This window comes from Neobacillus massiliamazoniensis, assembly GCF_001048695.1.
Taxonomy (GTDB): domain Bacteria; phylum Bacillota; class Bacilli; order Bacillales; family Cytobacillaceae; genus Neobacillus; species Neobacillus massiliamazoniensis.
Genome location: NZ_CVRB01000003.1, coordinates 715,497 through 741,325, shown reverse-complemented (window position 1 = coordinate 741,325; position 25,829 = coordinate 715,497). Strand labels below are relative to the sequence as shown.

Annotated in this window: 33 protein-coding genes and 3 pseudogenes; 28 read left to right on the top strand and 8 right to left on the bottom strand. The window is 33.9% G+C overall.

Features of this window, described 5'->3' with window-relative positions; all coding sequences use genetic code 11:
• Nucleotides 1-297: 297 nt before the first annotated feature.
• Nucleotides 298-423, bottom strand: coding sequence for a hypothetical protein (locus tag BN1082_RS28585; protein ID WP_281177022.1), 126 nt, complete (start codon nt 421-423; stop codon nt 298-300).
• A gap of 140 nt (nt 424-563) precedes the next feature.
• On the opposite strand from BN1082_RS28585, the pseudogene BN1082_RS28930 reads away from it, so the two are divergent.
• The 7 genes and pseudogenes from BN1082_RS28930 to BN1082_RS16320 all read left to right on the top strand — a co-directional run.
• Nucleotides 564-783 (top strand): annotated as a pseudogene (locus BN1082_RS28930) (helix-turn-helix domain-containing protein); the annotation flags it as partial.
• Nucleotides 757-915, top strand: a complete 159-nt coding sequence (locus BN1082_RS29020) for an AAA-type ATPase lid domain-containing protein (protein ID WP_483814927.1) — start codon at nt 757-759, stop codon at nt 913-915. The pseudogene BN1082_RS28930 and the gene BN1082_RS29020, both read left to right, overlap by 27 nt.
• A 254-nt stretch (nt 916-1,169) precedes the next feature.
• Nucleotides 1,170-1,358, top strand: a pseudogene (locus BN1082_RS28275) (aminoglycoside phosphotransferase family protein); the annotation flags it as partial.
• A gap of 226 nt (nt 1,359-1,584) precedes the next feature.
• Complete coding sequence (locus BN1082_RS28270; protein WP_245640460.1) at nt 1,585-1,932, top strand: phosphotransferase; 348 nt, start codon at nt 1,585-1,587, stop codon at nt 1,930-1,932.
• A gap of 101 nt (nt 1,933-2,033) precedes the next feature.
• Nucleotides 2,034-2,228 (top strand): DUF6980 family protein, encoded by a 195-nt coding sequence (locus tag BN1082_RS28925; RefSeq protein WP_090635814.1) that lies wholly within the window; start codon nt 2,034-2,036, stop codon nt 2,226-2,228.
• The gene (locus tag BN1082_RS27690) at nt 2,170-2,352 is read left to right on the top strand and encodes a hypothetical protein (protein WP_176699837.1); all 183 of its coding nucleotides are present in this window, start codon (nt 2,170-2,172) and stop codon (nt 2,350-2,352) included. Before BN1082_RS28925 ends, BN1082_RS27690 begins: the two co-directional genes overlap by 59 nt.
• Nucleotides 2,353-2,742: 390 nt before the next feature.
• Nucleotides 2,743-3,114, top strand: a complete 372-nt coding sequence (locus BN1082_RS16320) for a DUF3862 domain-containing protein (RefSeq protein ID WP_176699836.1) — start codon at nt 2,743-2,745, stop codon at nt 3,112-3,114.
• A gap of 114 nt (nt 3,115-3,228) precedes the next feature.
• On the opposite strand, the pseudogene BN1082_RS28580 reads toward BN1082_RS16320, so the two are convergent.
• A pseudogene (locus tag BN1082_RS28580) lies at nt 3,229-3,291 on the bottom strand (HU family DNA-binding protein); the annotation flags it as partial.
• 256 nt (nt 3,292-3,547) lie between these two features.
• Complete coding sequence (locus BN1082_RS16315; protein ID WP_090635808.1) at nt 3,548-4,534, bottom strand: helix-turn-helix transcriptional regulator; 987 nt, start codon at nt 4,532-4,534, stop codon at nt 3,548-3,550.
• A 353-nt stretch (nt 4,535-4,887) separates the two neighbouring features.
• Here BN1082_RS16315 and BN1082_RS16310 point away from each other — a divergent pair, with 353 nt between their 5' ends.
• From BN1082_RS16310 to BN1082_RS16265, 10 genes are all read left to right on the top strand, one after another.
• Nucleotides 4,888-5,457, top strand: a complete 570-nt coding sequence (locus BN1082_RS16310) for a dihydrofolate reductase family protein (RefSeq protein ID WP_090635806.1) — start codon at nt 4,888-4,890, stop codon at nt 5,455-5,457.
• A gap of 288 nt (nt 5,458-5,745) precedes the next feature.
• Nucleotides 5,746-6,156 (top strand): SRPBCC family protein, encoded by a 411-nt coding sequence (locus BN1082_RS16305; RefSeq protein ID WP_090635803.1) that lies wholly within the window; start codon nt 5,746-5,748, stop codon nt 6,154-6,156.
• A 19-nt stretch (nt 6,157-6,175) separates the two neighbouring features.
• Complete coding sequence (locus tag BN1082_RS16300) at nt 6,176-6,556, top strand: VOC family protein (protein ID WP_090635801.1); 381 nt, start codon at nt 6,176-6,178, stop codon at nt 6,554-6,556.
• Nucleotides 6,557-6,866: 310 nt separating this feature from the next.
• Nucleotides 6,867-7,319 carry a hypothetical protein gene (locus tag BN1082_RS16295; protein WP_090635798.1) on the top strand — a complete coding sequence of 151 codons (453 nt, stop codon included), beginning with the start codon at nt 6,867-6,869 and terminating at the stop codon, nt 7,317-7,319.
• Nucleotides 7,320-7,617: 298 nt separating this feature from the next.
• On the top strand, nt 7,618-7,770 hold the full coding sequence (locus BN1082_RS27685) for a hypothetical protein (RefSeq protein ID WP_176699835.1): 153 nt from the start codon (nt 7,618-7,620) through the stop codon (nt 7,768-7,770).
• 84 nt (nt 7,771-7,854) lie between these two features.
• On the top strand, nt 7,855-8,310 hold the full coding sequence (locus BN1082_RS16285; RefSeq protein ID WP_090635793.1) for a hypothetical protein: 456 nt from the start codon (nt 7,855-7,857) through the stop codon (nt 8,308-8,310).
• A gap of 172 nt (nt 8,311-8,482) precedes the next feature.
• Complete coding sequence (locus tag BN1082_RS16280) at nt 8,483-8,758, top strand: CPCC family cysteine-rich protein (protein ID WP_090635790.1); 276 nt, start codon at nt 8,483-8,485, stop codon at nt 8,756-8,758.
• Between the two features lie 195 nt (nt 8,759-8,953).
• Nucleotides 8,954-9,796 (top strand): GNAT family N-acetyltransferase, encoded by an 843-nt coding sequence (locus tag BN1082_RS16275; protein WP_176699834.1) that lies wholly within the window; start codon nt 8,954-8,956, stop codon nt 9,794-9,796.
• 352 nt (nt 9,797-10,148) lie between these two features.
• The gene (locus BN1082_RS16270) at nt 10,149-10,349 is read left to right on the top strand and encodes a cold-shock protein (RefSeq protein ID WP_066399688.1); all 201 of its coding nucleotides are present in this window, start codon (nt 10,149-10,151) and stop codon (nt 10,347-10,349) included.
• Nucleotides 10,350-10,796: 447 nt separating this feature from the next.
• Nucleotides 10,797-10,958: a DUF3934 domain-containing protein gene (locus BN1082_RS16265; RefSeq protein WP_090635785.1), complete on the top strand. Its 162-nt coding sequence runs from the start codon at nt 10,797-10,799 to the stop codon at nt 10,956-10,958.
• A gap of 217 nt (nt 10,959-11,175) precedes the next feature.
• Here the strand turns inward: BN1082_RS16265 and BN1082_RS16260 are convergent, their stop codons facing one another.
• On the bottom strand, nt 11,176-11,637 hold the full coding sequence (locus BN1082_RS16260; protein WP_090635782.1) for a DUF1569 domain-containing protein: 462 nt from the start codon (nt 11,635-11,637) through the stop codon (nt 11,176-11,178).
• A gap of 182 nt (nt 11,638-11,819) precedes the next feature.
• On the opposite strand from BN1082_RS16260, the gene BN1082_RS16255 reads away from it, so the two are divergent.
• The 5 genes from BN1082_RS16255 (at nt 11,820) to BN1082_RS16235 (ending at nt 15,377) form a co-directional block, all read left to right on the top strand.
• Nucleotides 11,820-12,074: a hypothetical protein gene (locus BN1082_RS16255; protein WP_090635780.1), complete on the top strand. Its 255-nt coding sequence runs from the start codon at nt 11,820-11,822 to the stop codon at nt 12,072-12,074.
• A 580-nt stretch (nt 12,075-12,654) separates the two neighbouring features.
• A complete protein-coding gene (locus BN1082_RS16250) occupies nt 12,655-13,128 on the top strand; it encodes a MerR family transcriptional regulator (RefSeq protein ID WP_090635777.1) in 474 nt (157 codons plus the stop codon).
• On the top strand, nt 13,109-13,531 hold the full coding sequence (locus tag BN1082_RS16245) for a hypothetical protein (RefSeq protein ID WP_176699833.1): 423 nt from the start codon (nt 13,109-13,111) through the stop codon (nt 13,529-13,531). Before BN1082_RS16250 ends, BN1082_RS16245 begins: the two co-directional genes overlap by 20 nt.
• 644 nt (nt 13,532-14,175) lie before the next feature.
• On the top strand, nt 14,176-14,547 hold the full coding sequence (locus BN1082_RS16240; RefSeq protein WP_090635775.1) for a hypothetical protein: 372 nt from the start codon (nt 14,176-14,178) through the stop codon (nt 14,545-14,547).
• 365 nt (nt 14,548-14,912) lie between these two features.
• Nucleotides 14,913-15,377 carry a P-loop nucleotide/nucleoside kinase family protein gene (locus BN1082_RS16235; protein ID WP_090636547.1) on the top strand — a complete coding sequence of 155 codons (465 nt, stop codon included), beginning with the start codon at nt 14,913-14,915 and terminating at the stop codon, nt 15,375-15,377.
• Between the two features lie 511 nt (nt 15,378-15,888).
• Here the strand turns inward: BN1082_RS16235 and BN1082_RS16230 are convergent.
• A complete protein-coding gene (locus BN1082_RS16230; RefSeq protein ID WP_245640459.1) occupies nt 15,889-16,062 on the bottom strand; it encodes a hypothetical protein in 174 nt (57 codons plus the stop codon).
• A gap of 164 nt (nt 16,063-16,226) precedes the next feature.
• Here BN1082_RS16230 and BN1082_RS16225 point away from each other — a divergent pair, with 164 nt between their 5' ends.
• A complete protein-coding gene (locus BN1082_RS16225) occupies nt 16,227-17,564 on the top strand; it encodes a radical SAM/SPASM domain-containing protein (RefSeq protein WP_090635773.1) in 1,338 nt (445 codons plus the stop codon).
• A gap of 386 nt (nt 17,565-17,950) precedes the next feature.
• On the opposite strand, the gene BN1082_RS16220 is transcribed toward BN1082_RS16225, so the two are convergent.
• The 3 genes from BN1082_RS16220 to BN1082_RS16210 form a co-directional block, all read right to left on the bottom strand.
• A complete protein-coding gene (locus BN1082_RS16220) occupies nt 17,951-18,301 on the bottom strand; it encodes a DUF308 domain-containing protein (protein WP_090635770.1) in 351 nt (116 codons plus the stop codon).
• Nucleotides 18,302-18,627: 326 nt separating this feature from the next.
• A complete protein-coding gene (locus tag BN1082_RS16215; RefSeq protein ID WP_090635250.1) occupies nt 18,628-18,879 on the bottom strand; it encodes a hypothetical protein in 252 nt (83 codons plus the stop codon).
• Between the two features lie 452 nt (nt 18,880-19,331).
• Nucleotides 19,332-19,820, bottom strand: a complete 489-nt coding sequence (locus BN1082_RS16210) for a DinB family protein (RefSeq protein ID WP_090635767.1) — start codon at nt 19,818-19,820, stop codon at nt 19,332-19,334.
• 364 nt (nt 19,821-20,184) lie between these two features.
• Here BN1082_RS16210 and BN1082_RS16205 point away from each other — a divergent pair, with 364 nt between their 5' ends.
• The 5 genes from BN1082_RS16205 (at nt 20,185) to BN1082_RS16185 (ending at nt 24,931) form a co-directional block, all read left to right on the top strand.
• Complete coding sequence (locus BN1082_RS16205; protein WP_090635764.1) at nt 20,185-20,442, top strand: hypothetical protein; 258 nt, start codon at nt 20,185-20,187, stop codon at nt 20,440-20,442.
• A gap of 153 nt (nt 20,443-20,595) precedes the next feature.
• Nucleotides 20,596-20,904 carry a hypothetical protein gene (locus BN1082_RS16200; protein WP_090635762.1) on the top strand — a complete coding sequence of 103 codons (309 nt, stop codon included), beginning with the start codon at nt 20,596-20,598 and terminating at the stop codon, nt 20,902-20,904.
• A 1,358-nt stretch (nt 20,905-22,262) separates the two neighbouring features.
• Entirely contained in the window at nt 22,263-23,570 is a 1,308-nt protein-coding gene (gene ltrA, locus BN1082_RS16195) for a group II intron reverse transcriptase/maturase (RefSeq protein ID WP_090635759.1), read from the top strand.
• Between the two features lie 196 nt (nt 23,571-23,766).
• Nucleotides 23,767-24,411: a DUF4241 domain-containing protein gene (locus BN1082_RS16190; RefSeq protein WP_090635756.1), complete on the top strand. Its 645-nt coding sequence runs from the start codon at nt 23,767-23,769 to the stop codon at nt 24,409-24,411.
• A 319-nt stretch (nt 24,412-24,730) separates the two neighbouring features.
• Nucleotides 24,731-24,931 (top strand): cold-shock protein, encoded by a 201-nt coding sequence (locus tag BN1082_RS16185; RefSeq protein ID WP_090635754.1) that lies wholly within the window; start codon nt 24,731-24,733, stop codon nt 24,929-24,931.
• Nucleotides 24,932-25,829: the final 898 nt, after the last annotated feature.

The following is a 25,829-nucleotide window of genomic DNA, read 5'->3' as shown; positions in this document are numbered from 1 at the left end:
TCAAATGTCGGGGCGGTAAATCGGTAATGAATAACTGGTGTGCCGTCTTCTTTGATTTTAATGCATATGAAAATATCGACAATGGTTCTTACTCTTAGAGCGAATTTGACAAATTTCTATATGACATCATTTTTGCAAGAGGCAATTTATTTAATTAACTCACGTAAAAAAAACATCTAATTCATCTTCTGATTTAAATTTATAAGCACCCATAGCAAATCAGTCCATTACCAGTGTGCTCTCTCTTGGGGAATTCTAGGAAAGCTGTATTTTGATTTAAACCAGTAGATTTTTCTGCTAATTCTTTATTTTCTTCAACTGTTTTTGGATTAAAACAATAGTAATCTCTTTATTAGGAAGTAAATAAATTACTTCATCATTTACAATATTTTTAAATTCAACAGCTTTTGATGTTTTTTTCATCGTTTTGAAATTGTTTAATCCAAAAGTATTTTTATATTTCCCAAATTCAAATTCACTTCTTACTATATATTACTAATTCTATTATAAGATATAAATCAATCAATATCCTGCTAATTAGTAGAAAAAGTGGTTAATCCGAGGAGAGGTATGCACTTTTGAAGGAAATTGCTAAACAACGCTATTCCTGGCAGTGAGAAAACGACTATAAGTATTCGATCACTCGAAAGATACCTGCACGCCTACGAACATGGTGGGTTTGAAGCATTGAAGCCACAGATTAGAGAAAAGAAAGGCAGTCTTCAAAAACACGATTCAAACGTCCTCGAACGTGCGATTGAACTCAGAAAAGAACTTCCAAGCCTCAAGAGAAAGAAATGGTTCAAAAATGAGACATTAGAAATTTTAAAAACATATCCCTTTCCCGGTAATATTCTAGAATTGAGGAATTTGGTTGAAATGCTTTGCGTAAATACTACTACCGTTTGCAATTAAGCCATGCAACCTTAATTTGGAAAATGAAAAAATGGGGGATTGAAAAGTAGTTACGGAGGTTTAATTCTAAAATGGAAAACCTCATTTAAATGCACTGCGGTGAACCGTATCATAAATGACGCACATTTTTTGGTGGAAAGTGGGGAAGAACCCTTGCTAAACATGCGTTCTTCCCAGTTCTGTATCTTCTCTTTGAAATAGCTTTAACATAAATTCATAAAGTAACCGCTTAGAACGTCAAAAACAGCGGACATGATAATCGTACATTTCATTTGGGTGAAAAAATGACTGTAAGATTGCCCAGTGGAAAATCATATGAACCTCAAGTACAAAAAGAAGCAAAATGGTTACCTATATTAGCAAAGAACTTAGCTCTTCCAATTACTGAACCTGTGGCAAAAGGGCATCCAACTATCCGAATATCCTTTTGTTTGGTCTATTAATAAATGGTTATCAGGGGATACAGTTAATAAAAATAATATTAATTTATCATTATTTGCGGAGGAATTAACGAACTTTTTATTGGAATTTGAAAGTATTAATGCTTCAAATGGACCAATCGCTGGTCCTCATAATTTTTATAGGGGTGGAGATTTAAGTGTCTATGACTCTGAAACAAAGGAAGCTTTGGATAAACTTGAATGAAAAATTAATATAGAAAAGTGTCAGTTGATTTGGGAGCAAGCTCTCTTAAGCAAATGGGAAAGTGAGCCTATATGGGTACATGGGGATATAGCTCCAGGAAACTTATTGGTTCAAAATGGACATCTGGCAGGTGTTATTGATTTTGGAATCTTAGGTACAGGAGATCCTTCTTGTGACCTAGCTATGGCATGGACATTTTTTGATAAAGATAGTCGAGAAGTATTTATTAAAAGTATGAATTTAGATAAAGGTACCTGGAATCGTGCTAAAGGTTGGGCATTATGGAAGGCATTAATTACCTATAATAGCCTTGATAAAAAAATAAGTGAAAACGCTCGTTATACTGTTGATGCAATTCTAAATGATGCGTAAACCCTACATAAGGATGTTATATTTATTCGATGAGCTTAATTATTGTGAATAAATGTACTTAAACTAAAGGGTGCTTTAACTAAATAAGGAGTAATGAAATTATGAAAAAACATTGTTGTGAGGATATGGCTTATCATGTTAATTTCGAATGTGAAATACATGAGAATCCGTTTGAATGTCCTGACAAAATAATCTTTTTTGATAACCGAAAAAATGACTATGGTTTGATAATACATGATGGTGGAACGTCGTGTATTATCATCGATTATTGTCCTTGGTGTGGTTCGAAACTTTGAAATTAAGTACTTTCTTGTTGCACTAACGGGTGCGTTAGTTGAAGAAAAATTAATTGATTTTAACAGTAAAGGCCATATCTTAGTTATTCCATTAAAGGGCGCGATTCTGGAAGATCTAAGCTAGAAAGTGATTAAACTTTTTTATAAACCCATAACTTAAAACTGATAGGGAAGAATCCGTTTTGATCAATCTTTTTTCAAAATGGATTCTTTTTATTTATCGTAAAACTTGGGATTGTGAGGTATTTTTGATTAAACTTTATTTCAAAGCTACACATCGAGGTTAATTGCCTTTTTTTATATGTTCCGGGTTCCTCTCTTTTAATAAGGGGCGGTTGTAAAAACCATTCGTTTATCTTTATCATTTGGCTTGGTTGACAGTAGAAATATTTAATAATGATATCATCCAAAGCGTTAAAATTAGCCATCAAATTATTGGTTTTGCTATAATGGTTTTTTGGAATGAATGATTGTTGGGAAAAATAAGACATAGTTAGCGTTAAGGAGAATGAATGTGGGAAAATTATTTAAATTAGGGATGCTAGTTGTTTCCTCAGTTGTTTTAATTTTTATTATTGTAGGTGTGATTAACGGAGTTACTATTATGGGAAATGGAGTGAGTAATTCACATCAAAGTGCTTCTTCTTTGCCTGGAAAAGCTGAATACGACAAAATTAGGGTAGGAGATGCAAAGACAGGAAAAGGTGGCATGACGATAGCAGAAGTCGAAAAAATACTTGGGCAGCCTACTACCCAAACAGAAGGAAAATCAGGAAATTTGGAGATAAAAGGTTATACATTTGCTACAAATGCAGGTCCTAATTCAATTATGGTTACGTTCATAAATGGATACGCTTCTGGTAAAACGCAAACAGGTTTAAAATAGACGATATTGATTTTTAGTCTATAGTAGACACAGATTATTATAATAATTAATCACTAATAATAGGAGTCTAAATGGCTAAGCTAAAAACGAGGCCCAATACGGTCAATATTGCGTCTAAAACTTAAGAATTTTAGAAGCAGGGATCTGAATTTCCTCCCCTGTTTGTGGGCTACGACCGGTTCAATCTGCACGTTAACTTATGAAAGCTCCAAATAAAGCAAGTAAAGTTTGTGAAAAACTACACTTAAACTATAGGGTAGCAAGAGTTCAATAAAGGAAAGCTGATGCGGCAGCTTTTTCTTATTCAACAATCGGGCGCTTTCCTGTAATAAGGAAAGTGCTTTTTCCATTTTAGTTCCATTTTGTGAAATAAAAAGTGTTTATAAGTTTGCTTTTTAACAAAAGGAAAGTAGAATAAAATGTCTTTCTACTTTCAGGACATTTTATTTTCCATTTGATTCTCTTGATCATAAAAATCGATTACAGCCCTTGCCATATCAAATATAACTTGCTTTAAAGTGTTAGGTCTTATGATTTTTATCTGATTCCCAAAGCCCAGAATATACTCTTTGGCTTCTTGTTCTGTATCAAAACACAGCTTTATTGGAGTCCATCCATTTTCTATGGGAGATTCAATTTTTAATATTTGTACAAAACGTCCAGTGAACTTAATTCTTTGAACGATAATAGGAGATACTTCAACATCTACCTCATATCTTGGTAGGTTTTTAATAAATTCTTGTGTTGAGCTATTCCAATATTGAGCTAAATTAAAGTCATTTGGTCGCGTAAATGTTTCACTCATTAATAGAGCAGATTTGATTCTGGATGCTCGATAATTTCGAATTTGATCTTTTGATAACGCGATTAAATACCACGTGCTGCCTTTAGCAACCAATCCCAAAGGGTTAACATCTCGTTCAACATACTCCCCGTCTGCCCGTTCATAATTCAATTGTAATTTCCGATCTTCCCAAATGGCTTGTTGCAGAATTTTGAATGACTCCATTTTTTCAGTTGACTGTCTCCAAGCACTTGTATCAACATGGATTCGATTCCATATATCATCGGCATTTATTTGGAAGGAGCTTGGAATTGAAGCAAGTATTTTCTGTCGTGCTTCATACCAATCTTTTGTTAATCCTAAGTCTGTGAGCAACTGGAATGACGGTGAAATAAACAAAGACTTAATTTCATTGGCTTTCATACCAGTTAGATTTGTTCGATATTGTTTAAGTAATCTCCACCCTCCTGCCTTACCGCGTTCAGCCACAACAGGAATACCTGCTGCACTCAATGCTTCCATATCACGATGAATGGTACGTTCAGTTACCTCTAAGTCCTTGGCTAATTCTCTTGTTGTCAATTTTTTTTTATGTTGCAGCAAAAGTAAAATGGAAATAAGCCTATCAGCGCGCATAACTACCCACCTAAATGATTATTTTAATGATATTTAATTATGACAATAGATGTCATCATTAAGTATTATACTATGTGTATATGTAGCAAAGTAACTTATTTAAGCAATATGTATTAGCGGACATACAAGCCTGACTTTTATTTGCGATGTCTACTAATATTACTTAGGGGACATACTCTACCTAGGTAATTGGATATGAAGTCAAAATTTCTCCTTGTATGTAGGGGCACGGCAGAAAAAATGGAGGGTCACTATTACTTTTTCTCGTTTTAATGTCCTCTAATAATTAAAGTAATATTTGGTTACATTGCTACACCAAGGCCATATCTATTTGATTAAAGGGAGGAAGAATTATGTCCCAAAACGTAGGACCAAGAAGAATAATTTTAGATTTAGCAGTAACTTTAGATGGGTTTATTGAGGGAAAGAATGGGGAAGTTGACTGGTGTATCATGGACTCTGAGTTGGGCTTTATTAATTTCTTAAATCAAATTGATACTATTTTATATGGGAGAAAAAGTTACGATTTATGGGGCCAATTTACTCCAGAAAATGAAGATACTGATACTGAAAAAGAAATTTGGGAATTAGTTCATAGTAAAGAAAAATACGTGTTTTCCAAAACGCAAAAACAGACAGATAATAAAGCAGTATTCATAAATGATAATATTCTTGAAGAAGTAAATAAATTAAAGAATAAGTCTGGTAAAGATATCTGGCTATATGGTGGAGCCAATCTTATAACAACTTTTATCAATTTAGGGCTTGTTGATGAATTTAGATTATCTGTTCACCCTGTTATTTTGGGAGAAGGAAAACCGTTGTTTATTGATATAAACCAGAGATTTAATTTAAAAATGGTTAATACAAGAACGTTCTCGTCGGGCGTTGTGCAACTAATCTATCATTTGAATAGGAATTAATAATATTGCACATTCCAAAGAAAAAATACATTTAAATCATTAGGAAATACTCGAAAGTAATTTTCGCTTCTTCCATAATCGGGCGCAATTCTGCAGAATGAATTGTGCTCTTTCTTTATGTAAAGGTCCAGATTGTGGAATAACTTATAGAAGATTGTGAAGAAATGTACTTAAACAAAATGGCAGTTTAGTTAAACAAGACTTTGGATAAAAAAGGAATTATTAGTAGATATCAAGAACTTTAATATAAGAATTTTAAATTTTGTATTTTAGATGAGAGGTGAAGAAATGGACACACGGAGAATTGTTGGTCAAACTAAAACGGTTGGATTCCAAGTAGGAATTAGAAGGACCTTTCCAATTTCACAGGAAAAAGCCTGGGAATTTGTCGCATCTGAAGATGGATTAAAATTATGGTTAGGTGAAAGCACCAAAATAAATCTTCAACCAGGTCAGAAATTCTGTACAAAAATGGGGGAAGGGGAAATTCGAATTGTTAAACCTCTACAACAACTTCGACTTGCTTGGAAAAAAGAAGGATGGGATAAAACTTCTACCATTCAAGTTCGGATCATACCAAAAGAAAATACAAAAACGACCATTAGCTTTCACCAAGAAAATCTCTCTGATCAGAATGTGAGAGAAGAAATGCAGCAATACTGGGAAAGAATTCTTAAACAAATAGAAGAAGGGATTTAATTTAAAAGGAGGATAAGTTATGAACCCATTTAGTCACATTGACCTTAGAGTAAATAATTTAGAGAAAAATTTACCATTCTATGAGGGTTTTCTTACCGCATTAGGCTTTATTCAAACATTCCATAGTGATAAGTGGAAGGTGTTTGCAGCCAATGGGAATCTTCCAAGTGTAGCCTATTTTGCCATCACTGAAGATCCTTTGCATAAACCAAACGGCAATCTAGTTGGATTTTGGGTAGAAAATCGTGATGAAGTTGACAGACTTGCTACACTGATTAAAGAAATTGGCGGAAAAATTACCTCTGGACCTCAACAATTTCCCATTAGCCCTACTTACTATGCAGTTTATTTTGAAGATCCTTGTGGAAATCAATATGAAATTGTTCACCGTTTGAACTAAACTATTGTTAAACTCCATAAGTTTTATATTCTTTGATATGTACTTGTAGTTGGACCATAAACTGAAGGTGATCTTAGGAGACTATTCCACATCCCTTGAAATGGGTTTGTCAACGGAACAAGCAAAGGTTCCTCTTTTTAAAAGGTTTGTGAAATAATGTAATTAAGCGAACGGGTGCTAGAGTTGAGAATCAAGTTGCTTTTTTAGGGGCTTTTTCTTATTGAGTTAACGTGGCAGGTTAGTGCAAGAAGGAAATCTTAATCAGAAGGCGAATTCTAAAAAGATAGCCTAGAGTATAAGGAATGATCATATGGTACAGAACGTTTCAATTGAGGTTGATTTGGAGTCATTAGAAAAAGAAAATCATATTATAGGGAATATATATTTCTCAATTGATTACCATCGTTTCTTTCCTGACCATAGATGGTCAGATTTTGTGGTAATCATTCTTTCTTGGTGGATAAAGTCTCTTAAGGGATTAATTATTTCTGATGCTGGAAAAACTTTTGAGTTTGACTTTATGGATGGGACTCCTATTGTTTTGGGAAAGAAGATAGAAACAAATATTGTAGAAATGACCTTTTTCTTTAGTGCGGAACGTCGGAAAGAGATTACGGTCGTATGCAATATTAGTGAGCTTAGAGAGAGTTTACTTTCCGTTTCGAATAAGGTACTTAGGATTGCTAAACGGAACAATTGGATTGACGAAGAATTAGAGGAGCTTAAAGACTTAGTTTTATCATTGGAACGCTACCCCTTCTAAATATTTAATGTATATTTATATTGTTATAGTTGATATGCAGCTGTCATTTTGGCTGCTTTTCTTATTGAACTAAATGGGCAGAATAGTTCAACAAGAAATTAGAAAATAATGTTAAAATATTACTATGGATAAGGGGGGAGTATATGGTTTTTGAAACATTAACTGGACAACTTTCAGTAATAATTACTCTAGCTTTTGGGGCATTGCTAATTGTTCTATACCCTATAATAAATAAGGAAAATAAATATTTTGCTTGGTTTAGTCTGGTGATGGGCGTTATAGTTTTATTACTTTTAATATGGTTCACATTTGGCAACGAGGTTATCAGACAACAGATACTAAAATATGGACTTCAATAAAAGTTCTTATTCAAGTAACGGGTGCAAGAGTTGCAGATAAAGCTGTCATTTTGGCAGCTTTTCTTATTGCACTAAAGTGGCAGGTTAGTTGAATAAAGGGTTTTTGACTAAAAAAACTAAAAATGGATTTTTTATGATAAAATAGCAATAAAATGTAAATGAGGGGCTGGTTTATTTTGAAAATTAAATATTTGTCTGTAATGTTGTTAACCTTAGCATTACTAGCAGGGTGTGTTAATGAAAATAAAGTAGCAATTTCCCCAAACGAAGTAAATAAAATTCAATGGGGATTTATTGAAAAACAAACAATGGAAGGAGTTATTGTATACTCCATAAAACTGATTAATGGCAGTGATTTTGTTATTAAGCAAAATAATGTATTTGTTTCTTATCCAATAATAACTACAACAAATGTTATTAAAAGTAACGAATATAAAGTTGAAGTTAAGGGAAACAAATTAGATATTCAACCAGGAGAAACGATTACATTAAAAGCATTTATGCCGTTGGAAGGCATGGGAGATAAATCATTGCTCAGAATAGATGATCCGCGTATTCAAATAAATGGCTATTTAGACAAAGTCGATAATAATCATAAATTTAGTAATGGAGGTTACTTATACAGAGAATGAAGATAAGTCTTAATCAACGGGGTGTTTCCACAATAAGTGGAGACGCATTTTTTTATTGAAGTAACGGGTAGTTTAGTGTAAGAAGGAATCCAAATGAAAATGTAGTAATTTTAAGTTATGAATAAGAATTTCTTAGTAGTAAGAAGTATTAGTATGAAGTGAGTGAAGATAAATGAAAAAGTATCCTTGCCCTTGTTGTGGTTATAAGGCTTTAGACGAGAAACCTCCTGGAACGGACATTATATGTAAAGTTTGTTTTTGGCATGATGATTATGTTCAAGCAGAAGATGTTGACTATTGGGGTGGTGCAAACGAACTAAAATTAAGGGATAGTCAAAAGAATTTTCTGAGCTTTGGAGCTATTGAAGAAAGATTTATAAAGAATGTAAGAAAACCAACTATCGAAGAAGCAAGGGATATAAATTGGAAACCATTAGCTAAGAAATAATTATCCTTTCTTCAACTAATAGGGCGATGCTTAAAAGAGGCATCGCCATTTGCTTGTTCAACTAACTGGCAGATTAGTATAATAAAGATTTCATATTAACTATTTATTGTTAAGGATAAATTAGTTTTTCAAGCGTATTTATATTTTAGAAATTCTTTTTAAACTTTCAAGAACTACCCAAAGGGGATGGTTTGTTTGATAAAACTTGTAAAGTATGATGATTTGACATTATTTAAGAAAGATGTGATTTATTTCTTAGAAAAATTTGAAGCTGAAAACAATTTAATTTTAGGTGTCTTGCTTTCTCTAAGTGAAATTGAGGATAGTCCTCTTTTAATGGCAACGGTAGGAAAACACAACGACATTGGGTTGGTCTTACTACAAACACATCCAAGTCAAATAATCTTATCAAAATCAGTTTCTTTTACGTCCAAGGAAATACACGTTATAGGAGAAAAGTTGAGTAACACAATTCAAGAAATACCGGGCTTTATTGGTGAAAAAAAATTAACTACTGATTTAGCTATGTATATTTCGAAGTTAAAAGGGATTCAAGCAAGTGTCATAATGGACCAAAAAATTTATAAACTAGAAAAAGTTGTGAAAAAAGCCAATACAAATGGAATGCTTCGGAGAATTATAGAAAAGGATCATCGCACAATAAAAGAATGGGTATATCTATTTTGCTATGAAACCAACCAACCTATAAGTTTAGATGAAGCAGATAAAAGAGCTAAAATAATGATAAATAAAGGGAATTTCGTTGCGTGGGTAGTGAACGGAGAATTGGTTTCTATGGCTTATGCTACACGTCCAACCCAAAATAATATTACAATCAGCTATGTTTACACACCGATTAGTGAAAGAAAAAAGGGATATGCTGCTGATTGTGTTTCAGCATTCACTCAATCATTGTTAGATCGAGGTTATAAAACAACAAGTCTATACACTGATCTTAATAATCCTACTTCCAATAAAATATATATTCAAATTGGATATGAAGCGATAATGGATTCAATCGTGATCCTTTTTAAATAGAAACATTGAAAAATCGAAATTGTCCCCTTAATGTAGTTTGAAATCCTAACTTTTTACTATTTCGGTTTACTAAAAGGATTGTGAAAAATTGTACTTAAAGTAAAGGGTAGCGTTAGTTTAAGTACAATTAAGTGATCTTAGGATTCAGACATATCATTTTTATTCCATTAAAGGGTAGCTTAAGGTAAAGAATTAGGGTTCCTTGCAAACAATTTCAAAGAATGCTATTCTAAATATGAATTATTTTTGTTCGGTGTAAAGGATAGCATTAGTAAAACTTTTCGTCTTGATGATCACTGAGAGCAAGGATAGTAATACATTGTGTGTGCTAACACACTAGGAGGCAACAAACATGGAAAAAGGTAAAGTAAAATGGTTTAATGGCGAAAAAGGCTTCGGATTCATCGAACGTGAAGGTGGAGAAGACGTATTCGTTCATTTCTCAGCTATCCAAGGCGAAGGGTACAAATCATTAGAAGAAGGTCAAGAAGTGACTTTTGATGTTGAGCAAGGTCAACGTGGAGCACAAGCAGCTAACGTTCGTAAGGCTTAATTATTATGCCAAACATGGACAGACTCTTTTTTAGAGTCTGTTTTTTTATTTTTCTTAAAAAAACAAATAACCCTACTCAATAATGAGCAGGGTACTTGAAAACAGTAAATCAAATGGTAAACCAAGTGTAGCATATAAATTGTGGATTTCCTAATTTCTTTGTTTTTTTTACAAAGAGAAAAACTCTGTTGGCAACATAGAAACAGACAGAAGCAAATCAGGTGCGATGCTTCAATAACTTTGGTTCGCTTTCTCTTATTGTGCTAACGTGCAGTTTGGTGAAAAAAGGAAACTCCGTGAAGTCGATATTAGGTTAATGTTTCTACACAATAGTATGGGTGACTGGAAGGATGTTATTTATTGCAAAATGCTTGGTTAATAACCGAGTAAAATGATTAAAACTAACCAGATAGGTAACTCAATCTAGAATAATAATGGGGTGATTTTATGAGTAAAGCTAAAGGAAAAGGTGGAACAGGGAGAGGAACGGACAAGAAGGGGTGGAATCGTTGGCAAGCTAGTTCAAACAAAAAAAAGAGTGAAAAACCTTATATAAGTAAAGGTACAAAAAAAACGGATGTTGAAAATGACCCCACGAGCAATAGTTAAAGTCACTTAACCGAAATATAGCGAATACTGAATAAATACAATTATTTAGTGAACCAACGTGTGCGAGCTCCTTTAAAGGAGTTCGCTTTTTTCTTTTTCAGCTAACGTGGCAGGTTAGTGCAATAGCAAAGTTGTAATCTCCTTTTTTCGTCGTACACTATTTTACAGGGGAGCAGTACCATTTAAATTCTGATGGACAAAATTGGGATTTAGATGACTAAACTCCAAACTGCTTTAAATGATGATCAAGGTGCTTATAAATTCCTTTCCCCCATTCCTCGGAGCTAAGTTTGCCGAAAAAAGGATGTGGATGAGTTGTACATTTCTCTGGTCCATCATTTTGAAATGCAATAATTTTTTGTTTCAGTTTTTCTCTTTCTGTATCAAATTCTTTTTTATCTGTTATCAAAATGGTCGGAATAGTGGACATATTGTGAGGTATCGGCTTGTCATTGTACAAAATTGGTTTTACAAATCTTCCTATTAATCTCCCTATTAATCTCCCTAACCAACCTCTCGGGGGAAAAGAATTCCCCATTGCTATATCTTGGAACGATGAGCAATGTGCTAGCATTTGAGCAACATCCATTCTTCCCCATTGCGGTTGTGAATTCGGATTTAACTTGTCTATACGGTTTAAAATTTCCTCTGTATGCAAATGATTAAAAATATTTTTCATAAGCGTAATCCCCTTTACATATTGACTATTATTTATATTCATCCTCATCTGCACTTAATCCTTCTTCAACTAACGGGTGCAAGAGTTGAAGATCAAAGCTGTCATTGAGGCAGCTTTTCTTATTGTGCTAACTGGTAGGTTACAGTCTAATTGTATAATCATAAAAAAGGGGTGATTGGGCATTGAGAAGCATTCCGAAAAAAGAGGAAATATTACTCGATGAAGAAATTGATGAACAAGAGTTTGTTAGCATAATCAATAGCATTTACAAGCAAGATTGTTATATCTATGCGATTATTCCTGAAAATGAACAAGACCTATTAAATGAACTTTCAAATAACTTTATTGAATTTAATAAATTCCCGTTACCACGAACTTTTCCAAGGGAAATGGGCTATATGGGTTGTGAAAGACAATCAAAAACGATATATTTATGAATTTTATTTACGGTCTACTACAATGGATTATCTGATTTTTTCCGAGACTGATGTATCAGAACAATTAAGTAAATTATCCAAGAAGAATTTGGACATTTACAAAATGTTTCAATTAAATAAGGTTTCTCATATAACCGTTGGTCCCGATGGTCAATGGCTAAATATAGTTAAGTATTGATAGTTTCTTCTTTAACGAAAGGGTGCTTATGTTAAAGATGGGATAGCTACGGCGATCCCTTTTTCTTATTCAACTATAGGGCAATTTAGTTCAATTAGGTTTTGCAATGATCTTCAACAATCGGGCCATTTTGTTGAGTAACACAAGAATAAAAAATGATTGAGCTTTATATAAAAACCAAACTTAAATCCAGTGGAAAAGAATCCACTTTTATCAATCTTTTTTCGTAAAATGCCGGTTTTTGAAGAATTTTTGATCAAACTTTATTTAAAGCAACATGGTTCGCAAACAAGCTTCTCAATGGCCGTCTGTTCACTTCATCCGCACGTTAGAGCTCACATATCGAGAAAAAAGTCAAAAACGACTTGACATTGGAGTCAACTCAAATGCTATTCTGGATTCATGGAAAAACTTTATTCTATACAAGAGGTTTCGCGGATACTTGGGATGTCCAAGGATACACTTCGGTATTATGACCGGATTGGGATCGTTTCGCCGTCCCGGAAAGACAATCGGTACCGCATGTATTCGAAGGACGACCTCATAGACTTGATGAATATTCAGATCATGCGGTATGCGGACTTTTCTCTAGACGAAATAAAGGGGAAATTTGGTTTCCATAAGATGGAAAATATTGATTCCGCCTACTGCGAAGAGGTTGCTGCGTTCCTCGATGCTAAAAACGCAGAAACGCGCAAGAAGATTAACCATCTGGAAAAGGTCAGTCGGCTGCTCAACATGGCAGCCGAAACGTTAAGGGACCTTAATAATGAAAGCGACCAACGGTTGGCAGAATTCGTCCGCGAGCTTTACAAGGATATCCGAGTGAATGAACCGGGAATTTCCAAGGAGGGTTGTGATCAACATCAAGGTTAGGAATTTTTATTATCTGATTGCAGGCGTTCTTGCGATGCTGTTTGCCGTCACGCATGCATGGAACGGCCAATCCGTTATGCTGCCGATGCTCGACATTAAAGCGATGTCCATGGATACCCGTACGGTATTCACGTATGTATGGCACATTATAACGGCGGAAAATCTGGTCTTCGGCATCACATTCATTTCCATGTCATTCCAAAGTGATCGTTCGAAGATCCGGTTTGCCGCATGGATGATCGTGGCGATACTGATCGTCCGACTGATGGTCATTCTTGGCGTAACAGCATTACTTGACGTTTCGGCTCTTACGGATACGTTTATAGATTCGATTGCCATCGTAATCTATGTTGTCCTGATCATACTGGGCACAACTATGAAAACAAAACAATCCGATGGTTAGCAGCTTCAGTAACAGAGATAAGATGTCCTAATTGTCTTCTAACTTGCAGACTCGCTCAAGCTATATAGTAAGTAATCTCTGGTCTTTCTTAATCCAATATGTTTATAATCAAAGTTGCATATTCAAAGTCGTGTAACTAACCAAGGTAGGATAGCGCATCGTTGGCAGCGATGAGGTCAAGGGCTTGTCCCTTTGTGCTATTTGGAGTCCTGCGAAAGGGAACGAACCCTTGGAGTTCGTTATTATTGAATGATACAAGGTTAAAAGGTGTTGTTGAGTAATAAAAAAGTCGTTAAGAAAGCAGTGTACCTTCAAGGGCTATATGGACTGTTTAAGTACATGGTTATTCAATTAAAGGGCGCTTTTCTTTAGTAAGAAAGCGTCTTTTTGATATGCCCCTACACATTAAGGGATTAGATTTTGTTAAGGTAAAAAAAGATTGTGAATATTTTCACTTAAACTAAAGGGTGGCTTGAGTTCAAGAAAGTAAGGCTGTTTCGGCAGCCTTTTTCTTATTCGACTAACGTGGCAGTTTAGCTCAATAATCTTTCACTACAAAGTTTAAGTCTTTTTGAATTCAAATGTATATTATGGAAAAAATTAGTAAAACATTCGTTTATAGTTAATAAGCGGAGGTGTCGTTTATGAAAAAGTCAATTCTATTTATAGCTTCAATAATTGCTTCTCTAATTCTGATTTCTTGTTCAAACCAAAGTACAGCATTGAGTTACAATAAACAAAGTAAAGCCCCTTCAAAAGATGTTAGGGAAGTTGTCTGGAGTCAGTTACCAACAGCAGATAAAGAACGAATTAAAGGGACTTGGAAAGACGCAAAGGTGATGTCTAAAGACGTTTTAACAAAAGAAATGGCGTTTTGGATTAAAGATAAATCATATGTAGGAAAAGAAGTATATAAAATTGTTTTTCCTACAACCTTTATTGGTCAACCTAACATTATGCTTGTATATGCTGATGTAGCAACTTACGCTTATATTGGAAAAGGTACTGTTCAATAAGGTTTTTATTGAACAAATGGGGAAGGACTTGAGTTAATTATGCGTTTTCGGCAAGTAGGTAACCTGATGATGATGCGGCGGTCGTTTTTTCTTATTGAACTAAAGGTGGTACGACCTTACTTAAATCTAAAAAATGTAAGATTGTGAAAAAATGTACTTAAACAAACGGGTGCGATTGTTCAATTTTAACAGTCTCTTTTCCACTAACGAAACAGGTTATTGATAGAAGGAATATTATAAGGGAGCACAGAATATCTTAATAATTTTGGGGATAGGATCATTATAAGGGGGGAATATGGGTGCTTGAAAAAAATGTCTTAGAAAAACTTAATCGTGAAAAAGATGACTTAGACCCTTTAGTTGTAATGATGTGTGGAATAGCAGGTTCTGGAAAAACTACCTTCTCACAAAAGTTAGAAAAGGCGGGGTTTGTACGTCTTTCTATAGATGAAGAAGTCTGGTCTACTAATGGTCGATACGGAATAGATTATCCGATTGAAAAATATAGGGAGTATTTGGATAAAGCACATTTAAGATTGCGTGATAAACTAGTAAAGTTAATTCTTAATAAGCAACAAGTAGTGGTTGATTCTAGTTTTTGGAGACAGTCTGAAAGGGTTGAATATAAGCAGCTAATTGAAACTGCTGGAGGTAAATGGCGTCTTATTTATTTGAAAGTTAATCCTAATGATCTGCGTGAACGTCTAAAGATGAGAAGTAACCGGTTTGATGCAAATGCTGCTTTTCCAATAACAGAGGAAATATTAACATCCTTCCTTAATGAATTCGAGGTTCCAAAAGGAGAAGGAGAAATTGTAATTGAATTTTAAGAAGAGCTTTCTTATTCATTAGGCAAAAAAATATAAACTCCACAAAAAAGCATCCACAAAAACCACCGATAATAAAGGATAATAGATTAGGCACTGGAGATTTTGTATAAACACAAAAAACTATTACGCCTAATAAGGCACTTAATGTTAGAATAATGGATTCTATAAAAGCTTTTTTAAAGAAATTTTGATTTTGTTTCACTACAATCACCTCCGATATAACTTTCTTTACGACAATTGTACATTAGATGTTATATTTTTCTATTGTTTTCTAAAATAATTTTACCTGTAGCAACAATCTTTTAGAAAACAGCTTATACAAAAGAGTCAATGCCGTTACCTTAATAGAAAATTTCAATTACTTCTTTGTATCATTATTATTTAAAGAATCAATGTATTCTTTAGATTCCTTTAAACTAAGTCCAGTAACCATTTAGAATCTTTTAATTGCTTGAATTTTTTTACCTTCTAAAATAAGACTTTTTAATTCTTCATTTAATTCTTCATTTAATTATTCTGTTACTGCATCGAATACTCCATTTTGCTGGTTTTTATATGTTATCACAATAAATCGTGAAACCTCTTTATCTGACGCATATTTATGTATCTCTTGTGCATCATCCATACTTATTGCTTTGAAGTAGATATTTTCCCCTTCCAATGAATGAAAAAACTTAATATTCATTTTCCGCACCCCCTTAAAAATAAAATTGGATTATCAATAAATTCAATCAATCCTTATTAACAATCTATCCCCCAATTTGTGATGCATCTCACTTGATACTTTTATTTTAATTCTTATAATTGTTATTGACTATCAAACTATGTTCAAAGGAGGTTTGAATAAGCATGGAAAAAAATAGTCGATATGTTCCATCTAGATTTAATGCTCTATCACATACAGATGACAATGGAGTTGTACTATTTAATAGTTATACTGGTGCCGTTGCTTATTTTTCAGATGAAGAAAAAGATGCTGTCTTAACTTCTTTAAAAAGGGCTGGTACAGAGATCTTAGAAAACGAAATACAAAAAGAATTATTTAATAATGGTTTTTTTGTCTCTAGCATTGTTGATGAAAAGAGAAGGGCACAATTTCTTCACCAGTCGTTACATCGAACAGATATAATGCACCTTGTGCTTTTACCAACCGAATCCTGCAATTTCCGCTGTACGTATTGTTATGAAACGTTCGAACGTGGAAAAATGAATCGTAAAACAATAAATGGTATTAAAGCATTCATACAAGAAAAGGCAACAAATTTATCTAACTTACATATTAGTTGGTTTGGCGGTGAACCATTAATTTCATTAGATGTTATTGAGGAACTTTCCAATTCTTTTTTATCAATTGCACAGGAAAACAATATACATTACTCTTGTGATCTTGTTACAAATGGCTATTTATTAACAAAAGATGTTTTTCAAAGATTGCTATCTTGGAATATTAACCAATTTATGATAACGATTGATGGAGTTGGGGAGGTACATGATGGCCGAAGGCATTTATCAGGTGGTGGTAAATCATTTGATAAAATCATCAGTAATCTAATCGCAATAAAAGAAGTCTCAGATAAATTTGATATCACCATTCGAACAAATTTTGATGAAAGTAATTTACAAGAAGCATCCAAATTAACCAAGTTCTTAAAAGAACATTTTGCAGGGGATAAGCGCTTCGGAATCATGTTTCAACCGGTTGGAAGATGGGGTGGAAAAAACGATGATGACCTCCCTGTTTGTAGCCGCACAATGGCTAACAAAAAGATTTGGGAGCTAACTGATGAAGCTGTAACACAAGGATTAAGTATGAGCCCCATGATAACTACGTCATTAATGCCCTCTGCATCGGTCTGCTATGCAGCAAAACCACACTCATTAGTTATCGGTTCTGATGGGCAATTGTACAAGTGTACCCTCTCTCTAAATGAAGAATTTAATAAGGTCGGAAAAATACATGAAGATGGCAGTCTAGAACTTGATTATGATAAAATCGCTAGTTGGGTAACTTCAGGAGAGGAAACAGATGCAGTTTGCCAATCCTGCTTCTACCGTCCTGCATGCCAAGGCAATCATTGTCCATTATATCGGATGCGTACTGGGGAAAGACCTTGCCCCTACGAAAAACGAAATATTAAAAAAGTATTAAATTTAATATGGAAAAATAGTTGTAATAAAAACTTTTAATAGCTGGTTTCACTAACAATTAACCATGGTGAAGGAGGTGAGTAAAATGCGCGTATTACGTCCAGCGATATCTCCAGTTAACAACAATAATACTGGGAAAATTATGAAATCAGTGCCAGGTAACTTAAAATAAGGGCACATAACAATAGAAGGCAACTCCCCAATTGGGTGAATTGCCTTCTTTAGGATAACAATTTTTATTCAGAAATATTAATGTCCTGCTACTCGAACCCCCTCCAACCCGCATTCCTACGACACCTAATTTATTCCATTAATAATAGTTGAATTCTACTATTTTTTTAACATTTTTTATAAGGCATAATGCAACAATATTAACGAAAACAGCCTTTTCTTTTTGGCTCTGTTAAATTTAAATGTTGATAATCTCATTGAGAATAATTGTTCTCTTTCCTTTGAAAAAATGTGGATAAAAATAGATAGATTCCGATTAGAATCGAAAAAATCGATGTGTCAAAAATTAGAAATACACCTTTATGAAGTTCTTGTATTACCACCAAAACACCTAATGATAAAAAAACGATTCCAGATACAAATCTTATAAGAGGTAATTTAGGTAAAAATAGATATAACCCAATTAGAATATCAAAAATATATTGGACTATGTTATTGAATGGCGAAAATATACCTTTATGAAGTTCTTGTATTAATCCTAATACACCTATTGCTAAACAACTGATTCCAAATCCAAATCTAAATGTAAATCTTTTCTTTTTCATAAAATTGACCTCCTCTATTAAAAAAACAAGGTTTCACTTAATTAAAATAATCTATCCATTTGTTTCTTTTACCATATTATACATATATATTAAATTTCAACTATGTTCTTTAACAGAGCCTTCTTTTTAAAAACAACAAACTTTGCGCAAACAGCCTTTTTTTAATAATGAAGTTTGTGAAAAAATGTACTTAAACTATCGGGTGCTTTAACTAAAAATTTGGGCATAAAAAAGGTGTTACCTTATCTGGTAGCACCTATTTTTATTATTTAAAGTCAGTTTTTATTAATAGAAGTACATTTTTTGAAATTATAAAATTATAAGGTTTAGGCAATCTGAGAACACCCCCCTGTACCAACTTGTCCCGATTGTAATAAATCATTTAAGACTTTCTGATTAATCACTTCATTAAAATCAGAAGGATGGTCTAAGGAAATTCCTCTCCGATTAGCAACAGAAATAATTATGCCTAATTCATAATACATATTTTTTGTAAGAATATCTTTTTCAATATTTTTAATAATTTCATTATAAAAATGAATTAAAAAATCAACAGGTAACTTTTCATAGAAATCCATTATCTATTCACCTCAAACTTCAGCGATTGTAAGCCTTTTCAAAAATTATACCATTATTTGTTTTATTCATGATGTTAAAATTGTGTAAAAAATCCAAAAAATCTAAAACGTTATTGGTATTGTAAAATACGGAGTGTTTGAAGAGGATTATAAAACCGCAACTAGTATAAATTGGTTTTGTTAAAAACTACATTAACCAGTCATTTACTGACACTACCAAGTGCAACACTAGAACAAGGAAAATGCTCTTTCTTATTAAAGTAACGGGCAGGATAGTTTAGGAAGAAGTTAAATATGAGAGAAGAAGGTTTAACTGATTACTTTAATAGGTTTTGTTAAATATTATTGTTGTTTGTTAGGTATAAAATATGTGAACGTCCAAATCGGACGTTCCCGTTCTTATTCCTTTAAAGCCCCCTATAATGGAATAACTGTAAAGCTAATAAATCTTTTTAAAAACTGCGTTTTGCTGCCCAAGCTCCTTGCATTTTACTAAGGAATACAATTTGGCCAATATGATAGGCGTCGTGCATTGCTAAACTCTTCAGTTCAATCACTAATGGATTGTCTTCAGGGATCTCTCTATACAAATCTTCTAGTTCTGATGTTGCTAGTATTTTTTCTAGTTCACGATGAACATAAAAGTATTCTTGTTTTGTTTTCTGCCAATTTTGAGACGTCTCAGTTGGTAATCGATATGTAGCGTCATTATTTTCTGCCTTTGGTTCATTTGTTGTTTCACCAAGAAATCGTAACAGAATTCTTTTTTCAAAGAAAAGCAAATGACAAACTAATTCCCAAATGGAATGTGCCCCCTCAACTGGTTTCCAAATTGCCTGTTCAAAAGTGATATCCTCTAGCACTTTTTCAAGTGGTGGAAACCAGTCTTCTTGATCTAAGCAACTTGCCCATTGCTGTAACAAAAGTGTCCTTACATCCATTTTCTATTCCCTCCAATTTAATCCCTTTAATAGATAATCCCTTGGTCAAAATTCATTTGCGGTGTGTTGTATATAGCTATTAAACTGCCCTTTAATGGAACAATGAACGTTCCATTATTCAGAAAATTCTAATAACATTTTATCATATGTTGTGTTAAATGTAAAAGAACAGCTGTCTTAAGATTGGGATGGCTGCGGCGATCCTTTTTTATTGCACTAACGGGCAGGCTAGTTGAATAAAGATAGTAAGTAATTTGACAATAATATTAATTTTTAAAAAGCCAAAAATGCAATATAATGGGAATTAAGAATATAAAAAGGATTGGATTTATTAAAGCTATTTTAAATAAAGGCGGTGTAATTAATGCTAATGCGAATTTTAGAATTTTTTTTTGAAAAAGGGGAACCAACCAAGAAGGATATGACTTCTAAAGATGTATTAATTTCTTCACTAATTTCTGTTGTTCTTTCAGTTTTAACTTTAGCGTGTCTTCGTGCTAATGGTATTAATATTCATAGCGGCAGTATTCTTGGATGGGTTATTTATGTAGTGATATTTTACTTGAGTTTCTATGCGATAAAAAGGTATAAAGAAAAAAAATATAATAACATTGTGAAATAAGCTAACTGGTGCATTCCTTTAATAAGGGATGTTTTTTTCTTATTGAAGTAAAGAGGCAGGTTAGTACAATAAGAAGGGACAATTCCCCAAAATTACAAATACTTACTCAGTTGATATAATAAAATGAACGTTATAAAAAATTAGGTGATATAAATGAAACAAACAATGACTATCAGAGAATTTCTTAAAGAACAAAGTTTTAAAATAGCTTTTAATTTAACAATGATAATTTTATTTTTATTGAAATACATAGGAGGAATAGAAAAGGGGGTTAAATTTCTAGTAATATGTGTGCTTATTTTTTTAACCTGGTGGTTAATAATAAATACATTAATCTTAAAACTAGATTTATTCAAAGATGTATTAGAGGAAAAAAGTAAAAGAAAATATATGCAATTAATAAATTGGTCTACTTGTATATTGGTGCTTATTACGAGTTTTTTGGGCTTCATGTATGGCTAACGGGTGCGTGTGCGGCCGAGCTTAGGTCGTATCATATAGCGGGTGGGATTCCCGTCGAGTAAGAACTAGCCATTCGCTCGTAGCGAGTCTTGGAGGGCTAAAGGTAACTTTAGTCTTTAAGCGTAGACAGTTAGGTGGAGCAGCCGTCAAGGCTGAGAATCTTATGGAGTGAAAGTCTCCTGTCATCAATTGACCGATTCGGATGACTAGCATATCCAATGCGTGGGGAGGTAACGAACTGCGTTCTGCTTGGAAGTAAAAGTCACGGCGGCCTATTCTACACAGAGGGAATAAGGTCGGAACAGTCTGTGTGGCGAGCAAACACGGAGGCCAGAAGGATTTAACGAATACTGCAATCCCGAAATCTACGCCCCTCAAAGAAACTGTTGGAGGGATAATTTGCCTTGCGTCGACCTTTATCTAACGAGGGAAGACCGATGTCTTACGGGAAGAAACGGTCAATAGCACCGTAAGAGCAGCCGGGGTACGGGTTCTGGCATCTGTGGAAAGATTCTTAGAGATAACGACGGGAAGGTCCTACTTCAAATTGAGAAGGTACTAATCAATAAAGACTTGTCATATATGAGGCACAATAGAAGATGGCAAGATGATTTAGGACTGGCGCATGAGGTCGTAGTAGCTAAGAGGGGAGGGTAATGCCTTTCTAAGTGTAAGGAAATTACACTTTTATCTAGGTAACACCTATGATAAAGCGAAGGACCTCTGGGCACTTGGAATGTTAGAAAAGATAAAGACTCAGAGCTAATATCAATATTCTAACTAGCTTACAGGTAAACCGTTAACTGATGGGGGAATATGTGTACCGACATTTAAACCTACGGTTAATTGGGAAGGCGTTGTAGGTGATTAATCCAAGGTCAGAACCGGACTCGGGAAATTCGACCGTCCGGGATCGTAGGGGGGCTACTGGAAACGTGGGTTTTAAACAACTGCGCGCGCCTGTTTTCTACCCGACGGCGGGCCGAAAGCCAAGTGGTTGAAGGGATTGAGCTCCATAATGTTAGTAGATCGAGAGGGCTGATGCCTTACGCACAGCAGAAAGCTACATTTTATCTTTCGTTAAAGGCAAGAAGGGTAAAACCTCTCTGGAGTCAGAGACCTTGGCACGTTATACATTGATATGATACGGCAACTCGGGAGACCCTATCGGTCTTTTCTTTTTTTTAGAAGAGTATGGTCTACAAGCGATAACAAGCAAGGAAACCAAATGCCGTGTAGGGAGTCGGATAGCAGCGTAGTACCAATGAAGTTGGGTAATGCCGATGGAGGAAAGGCTAGCTACCAGTTATCACCCTTACTAGGGACACATTTACTACACACAGAGGTAGGTATAATAAATGGAAACAAAACTACTAAGGATAGCAGAATTAGCAAAATCTGAACCTAAAATGAAATTTACATCTCTTGCACATCTATTAAATAAGAAAGCATTAGTTCAATGTCATCTTGAACTACCCAACAAGAAAGCAGCTGGGATTAACGGTACAACCAAAGAGCAATACGGTGAGAGTTTAGAAGAAAACATAGAGGATTTAGTAAGTAGGCTCAAAAGCAAAAGTTATCGTCCTGTTCCAGTAAGGAGAATGTATATTCCAAAACTCAATTCAAACAAGAAAAAACCATTGGGAATTCCGGAACATGAAGATAAGATTGTTCAAAAATGCATTACGAAGATACTAAATACCATCTATGAAAATGACTTTCTAGATTGCTCATTTGGATTCCGCCCAAATCGCAATTGCCACGATGCTTTGAAAATACTGAACTACTATATTGAAAAGAGGTCAGTAAATTATGTAGTAGATGTAGATATTAAAGGATTCTTTGACAACGTTGACCACACATGGATGATGGAGTTCTTAAAACTACGAATCGCTGACCCTAACCTACTAAGAATAATTGGTAGGTTTCTTAAAGGTGGATACATGGAGGAAGGAAAGAAATATAAAACAGACAATGGCACACCGCAAGGTGGAGTAATATCTCCGATATTAGCCAATGTATACCTCCATTATGTCCTCGACCTATGGTTTGAGAAAAGGGTTAGGAAACAGTGCAAGGGACAAGCATACATAGTGAGATACGCAGATGATTTTGTTTGTTGTTTTCAATATAAAAGTGAAGCCCAGCAATTCTTTCATTCATTAAAGTTGAGATTAAAGAAATTTAATTTAGAAATAGCTGAGGATAAAACCAAAATTATTCCCTTCGGAAGGTTTGCAGAGAAAAATGCAAATCAACAGGGGAGAAGTAAACCAGTAACCTTTGATTTTCTTGGTTTCACACACTACTGTGGTCGTGTGAAACGGAAATCAAGCAGGAAGAAAGTCCAAGGCAAAATAAAAGAAACAAAAGAATGGCTGAAGAATAATAGAAATAAAGATATTCATATGATTATGGATAGATTTAAACGTTCACTTATAGGTTATTACAACTATTATTGCATCACTGATAATACCCAAAATGTTAACAACTTCAAAGACAAAATCGAAAACTTACTGTTTAAATGGCTCAATAGAAGAAGTCAAAGGAAATCCTTTATATGGGATAAATTCAGACTCTTTCTTAATAAATATCCACTACCTTCACCAAGAATAAAAGTGAATATATATGATTTAAGAAAAGAAATTAGCTACATTCTGTAAATGATAATTAGGAGGAGCCGTGTGCATTAATAGTGTAAGCACGGTTCTGTGAGGGGGGTGGAGTTCAATTTACCGTAAGGTAAAAAGGCTCCCTTCTACTCGACTTCTATAATAAACAAATACATTTTTTATTAAAGGAGCAAATTGTTTAAAAAATATAGCAAATAAAATGAAAAACTTTTGAGAGGCGGGCTAAATGGTGTATAAAATTAACCCTGAATTTTTGTTGTTTAATGATGGAGAAAAAAGGACAATGCCAGAAGAAAGCGAAATTTTTTGTGAAAAAATTGGAGAAATAGAACTACCAAGTGGACAAATAGTAGCTTGTGACCCTTTTATCGGAATGGAAGAAGAACCTTTTACCAAACAAGTTACATCTGGAAAATATCCAGTTCTTTTGAACATTATTCGATATAAAAATGAAGATGAACGTATTGCTTTTGCAATAATTAAATTCAACGAAAATAAAGTTAATACTTGGGAGATGGCATTGCAACATGGACAGGGGATAGATGAGCTGGAAGATGACGAATTTTTTGGTTATGGAGTTGACTCCGGAACTGGAAGTTTTATGGATAAGAAAACGCTGAATACTCTTCTTGCTTATGAAGAAGAACGACAAAATGAGAATTCAGATTATTATATTTATCTCGAATTTGAAGACGAGTTTGATAAGACATACAAAGATACAAGAAGTTGGTTAGTTACCACAATTAAAGAAAAAGCAAGCATTTCAATGTTCTCTAGTGGCTGGGGAGATGGTAGTTACCCAAGTTTTTGGGGTCTGGATGAAAATGGAGATGTAGCTTGTTTAGTAACTGACTTTCTTATAACTGATTAATTCACAAATGATGTAAGCTCCACTATTTAGTGGAGTATATTTAAATAAGATTGTGAAGAAATGCACTTAAGCTAACGGGTAGCTTTACTTGAATAAGAACAATCAAAGAAGGCAATAACAGATGAATAAATTCATGAGTTGTTAAAATGGTCGCTCTTTATTGTCTTCTTGCAAACACTTTTGGAAAATGTTAAGATACATAAGAATTATTTTTGTTCGGTGTAAAGGATAGTATTAGTAGAACTTTTCGTCTTCATGATCACTGAGAGCAAGGATAGTAACACAATGTGTGTGTTTACGCACTAGGAGGAAACAAAAAATGGAAAATGGTAAAGTGAAATGGTTTAACAGCGAAAAAGGTTTCGGATTCATCGAACGTGAAGGTGGAGAAGACGTATTTGTTCATTTCTCAGCTATTCAAGGCGAGGGTTTCAAAACTTTAGAAGAAGGTCAAGCTGTGACTTTCGATGTTGAACAAGGTCAACGTGGAGCTCAAGCAGCTAACGTGCGTAGAGCTTAATAAGAAAAACAACTCAAGCAGGCTCTTTATAGAGTCTGTTTTTTTATTTATCTTAAAAGCAAGGAAACCCACTCACGAATGAGTGGGGCATATGAAACAGTAAATCAAATGGTAAACAAAGTGTATCACATAATCATGAATTCTCCTAATTAACTTTGAATAAACATTATATAGTGCTTTTGAAGAGATTGGCTAAAATTCAATCTTTTTGGTGTAATTCAAACTACAATGTAAGAACGATTTTTTCTTACATTTTCTGTGGTGAAGCCCTGTTTCATGGATGGCTAATGGGTGCGATCCTTCAATAACGAAGATCGATTTTTCCTTATTGAAGTAATGGGCAGGTTTATTGAAGAAGGATATAGAATATATTCTTAGTTAAAATATTTATCTTATGATAAATCATCAATTGTTCCTAATTTCCTTTTATCAGGGGTGAAAAAATGTATATTCCCCATCAACCTCCCTTAATAGCTGCATTGATTCTTTTTATAGGTGCTTCTATTTTTTTTATAATTACTGTGAAAGTACCATTCCCACATAAATGGGGACTACTAATATTTGTAATTTGGCTGTATTCAGGAACTGTCGGATGTGTTATGACTTATTATCATATAGCCTATGCAGGACCAATCTTCTTATATGGGATGATATTATTTTTTTCCTTGTTTCCAATATGTATCTTTATTTCTTATAGAAATTCGACAGAAAAGATGAAAAATAATTGGAGAAAAACATTTAAACGGATGTTTTTTGTATTGTTAACCTATTTAGTGATAATTATATTTGCAATCTTGTTTTTAAAATGAAGATTGTGAAATAATGTACTTACGCTAACGGGTGCAAGAGTTAAAGATCGGAGCTGTCGCCGAGGCAGCTTTTTCTTTTTGAACTAAAA

Excerpts from the sequence above, each read along its gene's own strand:
- BN1082_RS28585 (WP_281177022.1), bottom strand. The coding sequence starts at position 423 with ATGAAAAAAACATCAAAAGCTGTTGAATTTAAAAATATTGTAAATGAT.
- BN1082_RS28925 (WP_090635814.1), top strand. The coding sequence starts at position 2,034 with ATGAAAAAACATTGTTGTGAGGATATGGCTTATCATGTTAATTTCGAA.
- BN1082_RS27690 (WP_176699837.1), top strand. The coding sequence starts at position 2,170 with ATGGTGGAACGTCGTGTATTATCATCGATTATTGTCCTTGGTGTGGTT.
- BN1082_RS16315 (WP_090635808.1), bottom strand. The coding sequence starts at position 4,534 with ATGCGCGCTGATAGGCTTATTTCCATTTTACTTTTGCTGCAACATAAA.
- BN1082_RS16310 (WP_090635806.1), top strand. The coding sequence starts at position 4,888 with ATGTCCCAAAACGTAGGACCAAGAAGAATAATTTTAGATTTAGCAGTA.
- BN1082_RS16305 (WP_090635803.1), top strand. The coding sequence starts at position 5,746 with ATGGACACACGGAGAATTGTTGGTCAAACTAAAACGGTTGGATTCCAA.
- BN1082_RS16300 (WP_090635801.1), top strand. The coding sequence starts at position 6,176 with ATGAACCCATTTAGTCACATTGACCTTAGAGTAAATAATTTAGAGAAA.
- BN1082_RS16295 (WP_090635798.1), top strand. The coding sequence starts at position 6,867 with ATGGTACAGAACGTTTCAATTGAGGTTGATTTGGAGTCATTAGAAAAA.
- BN1082_RS27685 (WP_176699835.1), top strand. The coding sequence starts at position 7,618 with ATGGTTCACATTTGGCAACGAGGTTATCAGACAACAGATACTAAAATA.
- BN1082_RS16280 (WP_090635790.1), top strand. The coding sequence starts at position 8,483 with ATGAAAAAGTATCCTTGCCCTTGTTGTGGTTATAAGGCTTTAGACGAG.
- BN1082_RS16270 (WP_066399688.1), top strand. The coding sequence starts at position 10,149 with ATGGAAAAAGGTAAAGTAAAATGGTTTAATGGCGAAAAAGGCTTCGGA.
- BN1082_RS16265 (WP_090635785.1), top strand. The coding sequence starts at position 10,797 with ATGAGTAAAGCTAAAGGAAAAGGTGGAACAGGGAGAGGAACGGACAAG.
- BN1082_RS16260 (WP_090635782.1), bottom strand. The coding sequence starts at position 11,637 with ATGAAAAATATTTTTAATCATTTGCATACAGAGGAAATTTTAAACCGT.
- BN1082_RS16250 (WP_090635777.1), top strand. The coding sequence starts at position 12,655 with ATGGAAAAACTTTATTCTATACAAGAGGTTTCGCGGATACTTGGGATG.
- BN1082_RS16240 (WP_090635775.1), top strand. The coding sequence starts at position 14,176 with ATGAAAAAGTCAATTCTATTTATAGCTTCAATAATTGCTTCTCTAATT.
- BN1082_RS16235 (WP_090636547.1), top strand. The coding sequence starts at position 14,913 with ATGATGTGTGGAATAGCAGGTTCTGGAAAAACTACCTTCTCACAAAAG.
- BN1082_RS16230 (WP_245640459.1), bottom strand. The coding sequence starts at position 16,062 with ATGAATATTAAGTTTTTTCATTCATTGGAAGGGGAAAATATCTACTTC.
- BN1082_RS16225 (WP_090635773.1), top strand. The coding sequence starts at position 16,227 with ATGGAAAAAAATAGTCGATATGTTCCATCTAGATTTAATGCTCTATCA.
- BN1082_RS16220 (WP_090635770.1), bottom strand. The coding sequence starts at position 18,301 with ATGAAAAAGAAAAGATTTACATTTAGATTTGGATTTGGAATCAGTTGT.
- BN1082_RS16215 (WP_090635250.1), bottom strand. The coding sequence starts at position 18,879 with ATGGATTTCTATGAAAAGTTACCTGTTGATTTTTTAATTCATTTTTAT.
- BN1082_RS16210 (WP_090635767.1), bottom strand. The coding sequence starts at position 19,820 with ATGGATGTAAGGACACTTTTGTTACAGCAATGGGCAAGTTGCTTAGAT.
- BN1082_RS16205 (WP_090635764.1), top strand. The coding sequence starts at position 20,185 with ATGCTAATGCGAATTTTAGAATTTTTTTTTGAAAAAGGGGAACCAACC.
- BN1082_RS16200 (WP_090635762.1), top strand. The coding sequence starts at position 20,596 with ATGAAACAAACAATGACTATCAGAGAATTTCTTAAAGAACAAAGTTTT.
- ltrA (WP_090635759.1), top strand. The coding sequence starts at position 22,263 with ATGGAAACAAAACTACTAAGGATAGCAGAATTAGCAAAATCTGAACCT.
- BN1082_RS16190 (WP_090635756.1), top strand. The coding sequence starts at position 23,767 with ATGGTGTATAAAATTAACCCTGAATTTTTGTTGTTTAATGATGGAGAA.
- BN1082_RS16185 (WP_090635754.1), top strand. The coding sequence starts at position 24,731 with ATGGAAAATGGTAAAGTGAAATGGTTTAACAGCGAAAAAGGTTTCGGA.